Annotated in this window: 3 protein-coding genes; all 3 read right to left on the reverse strand. The window is 67.9% G+C overall.

Translation table 11 applies throughout. The annotated features are described in order from the left end of the window. Positions 1-94 precede the first annotated feature (94 nt). Entirely contained in the window at positions 95-649 is a 555-nt protein-coding gene (locus WAW17_RS10150; protein ID WP_422332857.1) for a hypothetical protein, read from the reverse strand. A gap of 167 nt (positions 650-816) precedes the next feature. Continuing rightward, on the reverse strand, positions 817-1401 hold the full coding sequence (locus WAW17_RS10155) for a hypothetical protein (protein WP_422332859.1): 585 nt from the start codon (positions 1399-1401) through the stop codon (positions 817-819). A gap of 174 nt (positions 1402-1575) precedes the next feature. Then, a partial coding sequence (locus WAW17_RS10160) for a site-specific integrase (RefSeq protein WP_422332858.1) occupies positions 1576-2592 on the reverse strand: 1017 nt, incomplete at its 5' end.

The following is a 2592-nucleotide window of genomic DNA, read 5'->3' on the forward strand; positions in this document are numbered from 1 at the left end:
GTTTCGGTGTAGCCATCCCATCGCGGTGGGATTGGAAGTGAGCCGCAGGATTACTCGCCGGACGACGAGGCCTGTGGCTCGCGTCGTTTCCGCCCTAGATCTGCTCGAGGTCGATGGCTCCCGTCAGCCTGCGCAGATATTCGGGGTTCCCCACTCGGGATTGCACGACGGCCCCGCACACGATGTCGGCGACCCAGAGGGCCGGTTCGAGGCGACCGGTGGCATGGTGGACCCGCAGCGAGGACGTAATGACCTTCTGGGCGCGGAACTTCTGAAGAATGTCGACGTCGCTGGCGTCGAGGTGGCTTCGGGATTCGAGGGTGATGCGAGAACAGGGCATCTCCGCGAGATTCGGCAGCAGGTACTCGAGGCATTTGCGGCGGTGGCGGCGATCGGACGCACCCGCCTGGGTATGGACCACCACCAGACCGGCCAGTGGGAGTTCACTCACGGCCGCCACCAAATCGTGACGACGATCGGAACTGCTGCCGTGCCAGTGGACCTTCTTCTCGTGCCCCAGGCGGAGCGATTCCATCGCCTTCCGTACGGCCGGGACATCGTCTTCCTCACACAAGGCCGCGGCGAGGAGGTAGGTGTTGGGGTCGCGGTCGGGTTGAGATCCGCTCTCGTCACCCCAAGCTGTCAGCATGAGCAGCAATTCTAGGCAGTGGGCGCGACACCACTTGCCGATCGAGAGGTAAGCTCCCGTGGCACTCTCACCCGTCCGGCAGGAATGATCCACTGCCGGGCCCACCTTCCGCCCACAGGGCGCGCTCCACATCGACACGGCCCTCCCTCTGACTGGGCGACCTGCTGTTACCACAGGGTGAAGGGCATTCCGGCGGCTTCCGCCTCCGCGATTCGTGCTTCGATCGCGTGTGGCGGTTCGTGATTGGCCAGGCCGATCCGGATCGCGTCGGCGACGGTGCGGGTGCGACCGGCGGGACCGCGGACGTCGGCAAGCGGGCTGGCGAGGTTGCGGCGGCGCAGGTGGTATTCGGTGCGGTTGACGGCGTTGGTGCCCAAGCGCATGTGGTGCGGGTTGGTACATCCGGCGAAGTCGCACTGATGACACAGCACCGCGTCGTCGGTGCCGGACCACCCCAGCCGGGAGATGACGCCGTATTCGAGTTGATAGGCGAACAAATGGGCGGGGACAGTGCCGCGTCGGGAGGGCCCGGGCAGGCTGGCGGCCCGGAAGGAGCCGTGCCCGGTGGAGGAGACACTGCCCAGCCACGCCGTGCACCGGTCTGCTTCTCGCCGATAGCGTTTGGCGTCGAACCGCGCGACCACCGAGGGATCGTCGAGCCAGGACCGCCACAACCGTTCGGGGACCCGGATCGGCCGCGGCTGACCGAGCAACGCGAGCTGCACCACCGGTTCCGGCGGGTGCGCGGGCATTCCGAGGAGTGGAAGAACGTCGTCCACGACTACCACGCTGCTCTCCTCCGCGGCCGCGGTGCTGTTACCGGGAGGGTAGGGGTGGTATCCGACACGAATAGTGCGGGTAATCATGGACCACGCGTACCGGCGACAACTTGCGTCATCGGATGCAACTACGCCCCAGTTCGAATGTCAGAGGCCGATGTCGGTGACCGCGTTGGCAATCAGCGGCGCGTTCTCACGGGTATAGACCTCGATCATCGCGGGTGTGGTGTGCCCGGTTTGGCGCATGATCGCCTGGGCGCTTCGGCCGTTGCGGACCGCCTGGGTCACGAATCCGGCGCGCAGCGAATGCCCGCCGAGCTGTGCAACGACAGCAGAGTCGTACCCGGCCTGGGCGGCGCGCCGGCGGACCGCCTTGTGAATCGCAGCTCCCGACAAGGCGGTTTCGGAGAGGTTGCCGTTCTTCTGGATCGACCGGAACAGCGGTGACCGTGACCCGGTACGCGGCACCGCGCCCTTGCAGACGTGCCCGCCGAACGCCGGGGCGTTGCGCAGCAGCCGGATCACGCCCGGTCGGCCGTAGGAGTCATGGGCAGCGAGCACCTGCACCCACCGCAGATAGGCGCAGGGTGGGCAACTGGTGTGCGAAGTGGTGATCGGCAACGCCCTCGTCGTTCCTGCACCCTCCTGGTCGGTCTTGCTGCGCCGCAACCGGATGTGCAAACCGTCGAGCCGGTGCATGCTCGCATCCCCGCAGACGAGGTCGGCGAGGTCGCCGCGGCGGAAGGCGCCGGCGAACCCCATCAGCAGCAGCGCGGTGTCGCGGCGCTCGAGCACCTCCGACGCCCACCCGGTAACAGCCTGGCGGGCCGCGGCGACGATCGTGACGATGTCGTCGACCAGCAGCGGTGCGGCCTGGCGGCGCGGCCGGTCCCCGGTGGCGGCGTAGTCGCGGCGGATCCCGGACAGGGTGGCCGCGACGATCTCGTTGCCGATCGGGGCGGGGTGTCCGGCGAGGCGGTGGTGGTGCCCGATGGCGGCGACCCACCGCGACAGGGTAGCGGGGGCGTAAGCGCGGTCGCCGTCCTGGTTGTAGGTGTCGGCGGCGTCGATCAGGTAGGCGGCCACCACCATCGGGTGCGCCGGCATCGGGGTGTGCCCGTGGGAGAAACACCACGTGACGAATCGATCCCAGTCCGAGGCGTA

The organism is Rhodococcus sp. (in: high G+C Gram-positive bacteria), assembly GCF_049286785.1.
Classification (GTDB): Bacteria; Actinomycetota; Actinomycetes; order Mycobacteriales; family Mycobacteriaceae; genus Rhodococcus_F.